This is a genomic window from Peribacillus sp. NPDC055009, assembly GCF_053608705.1.
On sequence record NZ_JBSGVZ010000023.1, the window covers coordinates 60,633 to 68,243 of the forward strand.

Annotated in this window: 6 protein-coding genes; 4 read left to right on the top strand and 2 right to left on the bottom strand. The window is 37.0% G+C overall.

What is annotated here, in order from left to right; genetic code table 11:
• The first annotated feature begins 1 nt into the window (after position 1).
• The 4 genes from ACWF5P_RS23905 (at position 2) to ACWF5P_RS23920 (ending at position 4,554) form a co-directional block, all read left to right on the top strand.
• Positions 2-1,066, top strand: coding sequence for an ABC transporter ATP-binding protein (locus ACWF5P_RS23905; protein WP_452445387.1), 1,065 nt, complete (start codon positions 2-4; stop codon positions 1,064-1,066).
• A 16-nt stretch (positions 1,067-1,082) separates the two neighbouring features.
• Positions 1,083-2,801 carry an adenine deaminase gene (locus tag ACWF5P_RS23910; protein ID WP_452445388.1) on the top strand — a complete coding sequence of 573 codons (1,719 nt, stop codon included), beginning with the start codon at positions 1,083-1,085 and terminating at the stop codon, positions 2,799-2,801.
• 198 nt (positions 2,802-2,999) lie between these two features.
• On the top strand, positions 3,000-3,152 hold the full coding sequence (locus tag ACWF5P_RS23915) for a hypothetical protein (protein ID WP_153246156.1): 153 nt from the start codon (positions 3,000-3,002) through the stop codon (positions 3,150-3,152).
• A gap of 529 nt (positions 3,153-3,681) precedes the next feature.
• Positions 3,682-4,554 carry an SIS domain-containing protein gene (locus ACWF5P_RS23920; protein WP_434168666.1) on the top strand — a complete coding sequence of 291 codons (873 nt, stop codon included), beginning with the start codon at positions 3,682-3,684 and terminating at the stop codon, positions 4,552-4,554.
• A 373-nt stretch (positions 4,555-4,927) separates the two neighbouring features.
• Here ACWF5P_RS23920 and ACWF5P_RS23925 read toward each other — a convergent pair whose 3' ends face one another.
• Together ACWF5P_RS23925 and ACWF5P_RS23930 are read right to left on the bottom strand one after the other, a co-directional pair.
• The gene (locus ACWF5P_RS23925) at positions 4,928-6,181 is read right to left on the bottom strand and encodes a cation:dicarboxylate symporter family transporter (protein ID WP_434168667.1); all 1,254 of its coding nucleotides are present in this window, start codon (positions 6,179-6,181) and stop codon (positions 4,928-4,930) included.
• 19 nt (positions 6,182-6,200) lie between these two features.
• Positions 6,201-7,502 (bottom strand): aminotransferase class V-fold PLP-dependent enzyme, encoded by a 1,302-nt coding sequence (locus ACWF5P_RS23930; RefSeq protein ID WP_452445389.1) that lies wholly within the window; start codon positions 7,500-7,502, stop codon positions 6,201-6,203.
• Positions 7,503-7,611: the final 109 nt, after the last annotated feature.

The window sequence follows — 7,611 nt, forward strand, 5'->3', positions numbered from 1 at the left end:
GATGGCTTTATTCACTTTACAAGATATATCTGTAGCATATAACAAACAGAATATATTAAAAGATTTCAATCTTGAAATTGAAAAAGGGAAACTGGTATCCCTTCTTGGCCCGAGCGGCTGTGGGAAAACGACGACCCTGCGTTTAATTGCCGGGTTTTTACAGGCGAACGAAGGGAAGTTTTTATTCAAGGAAAAGGACTATACGAAAGTGCCCGTCAACAAGCGGAATTTTGGCTTTGTGTTCCAAAACTATGCATTATTTCCGCATTTGTCGATATTCGATAATATTGCATTCGGTCTCCGTCTGAGAAAGAATTCCAAAAGTGAAATCGAAAAAAAAGTAATGAATGTGCTCGAAATCGTTAATTTAAAAGGATTTGAAAAGAGATATCCCCAAGAGCTTTCCGGAGGGCAAAAGCAACGGGTTGCGATTGCCAGGGCGCTGGTGATTGAGCCGGACATCCTATTATTTGATGAGCCATTGAGTAATCTTGATGCCAACTTAAGGGTGAATATGAGAGTCGAGATTCGCCGTATCCAGCAAGAGCTGGGGATTACAACGGTATATGTTTCCCATGACCAGGAAGAATGCTTTTCGATATCCGACCAGGTGGCTATCATGAATAAAGGGATCATCGAGCAGCTTAGTGATCCTGCGACCATTTACAAATATCCTGAAACCAAATTTGTCGCTGACTTCATCGGCTTCAAGAACTTCATTGACTTCGATAAGCGGAGGGATCATGAAGGTAAAATCGAACTGAACAAATCTGGATACTCATTTGTGCTGCAAAAGGATGCGCAGATGACCAATTCAACGGGAAAAATAGGCGCCATCAGGCCGGACGATCTGTTGATCAGGGAAAAAGATAACACTGGAGCTGTTCAGGAAAATAGTTTACCTGGCCAAGTTAAGGTAAGCACCTATCTGGGAAGAAGCTATCAATATGTTGTTGAAACTCCAATAGGGGATTTCACTGTGAACAAGGAAATGGCGGAATCCTATCGGACGGGTCAGGAAATAATCCTTGAAATTCCGAAAAACCAGATGGTGCTTGTTGACTAGCTTAGGAGGGTAAGTTATGCGAATGGATATGCTTGTAAGAGATATCAACGTGTTTAACAGCTATTTTAAAAGATTCATTAAAGGGAATGCAGCCATCAAGGATGGGAAATTCTATTATATTGGAGAACGTGAATTGGATGCCTTCGAGCCGGATAGAATCGTCGATGGACAGGGGAAGTATATGGTTCCAGGTCTAATCGATATCCATCTCCACATTGAAAGTACGATGGTGACGCCTGCGACTTTTTCCTACGGGTTAATCAAGAACGGTGTGACGACGATCGTGCCGGAACCGCATGAAATGGCCAATGTTTTTGGGATTTCCGGTGTGAAGGAAATGATCAAAGCAAGTCAAGATTGCGTGGCGGATATGTTTTATGCCATCCCGAGTTCCGTTCCTGCGACATCGATGGAAACAACAGGCGGTTCGATCGAAATAGATGATATTGACGAATTGATGCAAACGGAGGACATTATATGTCTCGGCGAGATCATGAATTACTATGAGGTCATAACCGACCCGGATTGCAAAACGAATAAGATCTTGTCCCATATCCGTTCCCGTTATCCAGATTTGATCATAGAGGGGCACGTTCCAAAGCTGCTCGACTTGGACTTGCAAAAGATTATTAATGCCGGAGTGAATTCAGATCATACACACCAGACCGTGGAAGGGATGGATGCGAGGATCGCTGCCGGGATGTTCATTGAGATTCAAGAGAAATCAATGACTGAAGAAGTGATGGATTACTTGAAGGAAAATCAGGTGGATGAGCATTTCTGCTTTGTCACCGATGATGTCATGACCGACTCTTTCCAAAACAGGGGACATCTGAATGTCCTTTTAAAGAAAGCGGTTCAAATGGGGATGACTCCGGAAAAAGCCATTTATGCATGCACCTATACACCTGCACAGCGGATGCGGATGTATGATCGCGGCGCCATTGCACCTGGAAAAACAGCAGATTTCTTGCTGCTATCGGATTTGGAAACATTTGAAATTGAACAAGTATACAAAAAAGGTGAATTAGTTTATGAATCTTCACGCCCATATGTCCAAGAAGTGAAGGAAGAACAATTTCCTGAGCATTTCTATCAAAGTGTGAAGCTTGCGGAACTTACCGAAAACGATTTTAACATCACGATCCCGGATAGGCTTGAAAGCAGCAAGTGCCGGATCATAAACGTGCAGAACGGTTCTACTTTCACATCTGAAACCCATGATCGTATCGAATGCAAGAATGGTCAATTAAGCTGGGAAGAAAGCCCTTATGGTTTAATTGCCACATTCGAACGATACGGGAAAAACGGTAATCGGGCACACGGGTTGATCACCGGCGATGTATTGAAGCGTGGAGCTGTCGCCACAACCTATTCGCATGATAACCATAATCTTCTGGTGATTGGCCATAATAAGCAGGATATGATGATTGCCGCTAACGAAGTAATAAGGAAGCAAGGCGGTGTCTGCTGCGTTGAAGATGGCAAGGTCCTATCGATGATTCCTCTGCCGGTAGGAGGGATTCTTTCAGAAGAGCCGATGGACATCGTATCAAAGCAGGTTCAGCACCTGACAGATGCACTTAAATCGTTAGGCTACGAACATTATAATGTCATTATGTCATTAAGCACCTTATCGCTTCCTGTCAGCCCGGCTCTGAAAATAACCGATCATGGATTGATCAACGTGAACGAAGGGAAAACAGTCCCTCTCATAATGAGTTATGAAGCTTAAACCGAAAAGGGGATTATCCAATGGATAATCCCCTTTTATTAATGACTTACCTGGCGTCAAATGTTAGCCGGACTTGTTTATTTTCATATAATTACCATTAAGGTAAAAATATGATAAAATAGAGGGACAACTGAGGATAGAGTGGTAGGTCACGCTTTGCTTTTCCATCTAATGATAGATTGGAAAGGAGGTGACCGCTTGATTCATTTCTTATTGAACTTGATTACAGATATGGGTAAAGAGATATTTGTTGCTGTAGCAACCAGTCTTATCCTGTCTATGTTCGCCAAGAAACGGAAAAAGAACCACTCATCCTCCCAAGATGGCAATGGTTCTTCTTCTGACGATTAATTAAGTTAGTTGTGACCAACCACTCTTGCTAGTTGTCAGCCTCATGTTAGCGCATGAGGCTGTTTTTAGTTTATGTCAATATAAGGATAACATACCCCGATTTTAAAGTAAATATTCAGACAATGAAAAGGGGAGAACCATGGGCTTGGCTGCATTTTTTTCTTGAATAGAATGATCCAATGCATACCTCTAGGATGCTTCGCTAGGGTTTCCCATTCCAATGGGTGAAGGGAATAGAAGTCACTATAAATGGCAATTTTACATTTTTCTTAAAGTGATTTTTTTGTTTTATACTCAAATTGATTGTACATTGATTAAGAATAGCTTACGAAAGACTAAGACCTTTTTTGTGAGATGGGTGAAGTTACTTAATACCTTTACAAATCACTTACGGAAAAATAATGGTTTGACCAAAGTTGCTTTATTAGGTTGTTAATCATGGGAACAGCTTTTGATACAAATGCTTCATGCTTTAATTAATTCTATTTTCTTATATAATAACCAATAGAGGAATATGGAGGTATGTTAGATGGATTCATCACAAAAGTCCTTAAAATCAATTATAAGTAACTCCAAGTTAACAAAAAAAGAAGAAGAAATAGCAGAATATATATTGAATAATTTAACAGATGCGTGTCTTGTAACTTCAATAGAATTGGCTAAAAGATTAAATGTTAGTAATGCGACCATTATCCGATTCTCTAAGAAATTGGACTTCTCTGGATATAGTGATTTTCAAAAGTATCTAAGAGAGCAGTGTTATGAAGGAAGTTTGGCAATATCTGATGATGTTACCATACCTTCTGAAAGATTAAAGCTGAGCTATGATAAAGTTAAACAATCAGATTTATTAAATGACAATTTAAAAATACTTGAAAAAAATATTTTCTCTATTTCAGAGAAAAACTCATCTGCAGAATTTAACAAGGCAATAAATTATATCATTGATGCTAGAAGAGTTTATATTCTAGGTAGTAGAGCTAGAACTGGTTTAACGGAGATAATGGGAGTATTCCTTAATCAGGTTATAGATAATATAGTTATTAATAGTACTAATTCATTTACACCGTTTGATACCTTAGCTTCATGTAGTAAGGATGATTGTGTCATTATTTTTTCATTTCCAAGATATTCTGAAGTAGACATTGAAGCAGCCAAAATGGCAAAAGAGGCCAATGCAAAAGTTGTCATAATTACTGATAAAGCCACAGCGCCCATAGCACATTTTGCTGATGTTTTACTTTTAGTTTCAGTGGATAGTAATGCTTTCTTCAATTCATATACTCCGGTATTATTTTTAGCAGAATTAATATGTACACATGTAAGTAGGGCAACAGTTATTCAAAGTGAAGAAAAGTTAGAAAGAATAAATAAACATATCAGTCAGTTTGGGATGTATTAAATGTGAATTTGAAATAAGTCCCGATGTTTGTAAAAAGGCACGAAGTTTTGAAAAAAGTTACGACATTTCTAAAAGGAAAATTTAGCAAGTGTGCTTCAACTGGACAATAAGGAACTCAGGCACATGTACATTCTTGCAATTCTGACACAGACAATATCCTCTAGAAGAATTAAAGTCGTTAACTTGGATTAACCCGCCCCTCCAAAATTTCCTTAATCAGTTAGAAGTGTCCCAGCTTATGTAATTGATGAAAGAATGAATGCGTTAGCTTGGAATGAAGCTTTTTCGATCAATCTTTATTCAAATAAAAGGGTTGTAAAAAAAACATTTTTTTACAACCCTTTTTTTATTAATAATTTAGTGGATTTTTATTTTATAATGCGTTCGTTTTATTAACAATTTTTTCTGTATGTTTAAGATACTCATCTTCAAACATATTTTCACTACGTGCTATACATAATGTGCTTACTACGTCACCTGTAACATTTAAGGTAGTGTGCCCCATATCAATTATTCTATAAATACCAGCAATCATTCCAACGATTTCCATTGGCAGTCCTAATGTAGTTAGCAACATAATTGTCATAACAATACCACCGCCAGGAATGCCAGGGGATCCAACGGAAATTAATGTGGTCATTAAAATAATAAGTAATTGTTGACTTAACGGCATTTCAATTCCATATATTTGAGATACAAATATGACTGCAGCAGCATAATACACAACGGCACCATTCATGTTCATAGTTGCTCCAATAGGAAGTGTAAACTGTGCTAGTTCCTCTTTTACTTTATAGTCTTCCTTTGTAACAGAAATGGTAACGGGTAAAGTTCCGGAACTACTTGTTGTACTTGCAGTCACTATCCAAATTTTACCGATTGATTTAAAAAACTTAGATATTGGAAATTTAGCTATGAATTTTAACATAAATAGGTACATCAAAATGATTACAGAGATCAAGCCTATATAGTCAACTAAAATAAATTTGCCCAAAGGTCCAAATATCTTCAAGCCGTATTCACCAATGGTACAAGCCATTAACGCAGCTACACCTATAGGAGAAAATGCCATTATGATACCTGTCATCTTATACATCACTTCGGTGCCCTCATCAAAAAACTTCTTAAGAGTTTCGGATTTGTTTCCGATTAATACGATGGAGATACCTAAGAACAAGGAGAAGATAATAATTTGCATCAGATTCCCTTCTGCAAGAGCCTGTACAGGATTTGATGGAAATAAACCTAATATCGTTTCTCCAAAAGTAGGAATTTCAGAAGCTTCATATTCAGATGAGGTTTCTATATTAGCTATATCTATTCCTTTTCCAGGTTTAAATAAGTGTGCAACTAGAAGACCTATACCACCGGCCAATAATGTCGTTCCAATATAATAAACTAAAGTTTTTGTTCCTATTCTCTTTAATTTTTGGACATCACCAATACTAAAAATCCCAGAAGTTATGGAGAAGAATATAAGTGGAACAACTATCATTTTAATTAGTGTTAAAAAGATATCTCCAATAGGCTTAATGATTAATATTTTTTCTTTAAAAATTAAACCTAGTATAATACCGATTACAAATCCAATAAAAACTTTTGTACCGAGACCTAATTTTTTCTTCATTAATAGCCCTCCCCATAATTTATGAATTTGCCAATTCTCTAGTGACAGATAATTCTTTTGTTATAGATAAAAATTTATCGATATCATCTACTGTATGACAATGGAGGGGTGAAACTCTTATAGCACCTGTTATGCCGATCGCTTCTAGTATACGTTTGGAATAGACACTAGTATTGACACGTTCATATACGGTAACTCCTCTATCCTGATAATCTTTTCTAAGTTGCTCATAATCTCTCCCCTCAATTCCAATTGCAACAATGAGGTCTCTTTTCGTTAAATCTGGATAATCTGCAAAAACTTTTACCTTATCCATGTGTCTCAATCCTTCAATTTTATCACTTCCTTCAAGTAGTCGATGCAGCAGTGCTCTTTCATGTAAGACTATTTTTTCCATACCCTTAAGATACAAATCTCTTCTAGACATGTCTTCTATACTGTCATATGAACCTAACCAGCATACATAATCGATAACTGCCGACATGGATGCAAATAAAGCGGGTGTAGGGGAACCAAGTTCCCAAACACTGTCATCTTTTGCATATAGTTTTTGATGTGGAAGTTTCGATAGTCTATCAGAAACATAGGCAAATCCAATTCCTCTTGATGCCATAAACTTATATGGTGCAAAGTTTGCTCCATCTATACCAAGTTTTTTTACATTCAGAGTTCCATGTGGCATATGCTGCACGGCGTCGACAATAATATATAACTCTGGATTTTTCGCCCTAGCTGCTTTTATAATCTTCTCGAGATCCATAATATTTCCTGAAATATTACTTGACGCTATTACACTTAACAAAATAGTATTTTTATCAATTTTTTCGGCTATGGATTCAGGGTCAACAAACCCTGTATGAACATTTGCTTCAGCGACCCTAAATTCTTTATTGTTCTTTTTACAATAGAATTTTACTGCGTCATAAGCAGAAGGATGTTCGAGATTAGTAGTGACTGCATTGGTTCCTTCGACATTCTCAATAACAGTTGAAACCATTTTAAACATTGATTGAGATGCCGTTAAATCGGTAATTAGGGAATCGGATTTTGCCCCAAACATCACATTTAATACATCTTCAGTACATCTGTCCATAATGTTATTAAAATCTATTGCTCTTTGATGATACCTTTCCGGACAATCAGGTAATGAATCAATTTTTTCCTTAATTTTAATAGCCTCTCTTAATCTTAAAGAACCGCCTGAATTATCAAAAAACAGTCTTTCTCCATAGTCTGGATCGTGGTCAACAAAAGCAAATTTTTCACGTATTTCGGCTAATAGTTTCTCATTCATTAGTTTGCCAAAATTGTAAACGTTCATAATTGATCCTCCTCTGCTTAAGTGCTTCTTATTCTTCGTAAAAAAAATAAAATGAAGAATTTTCTTCATTTTGACTTTATCATAGCTATTTCTTGATTACAATAAAATC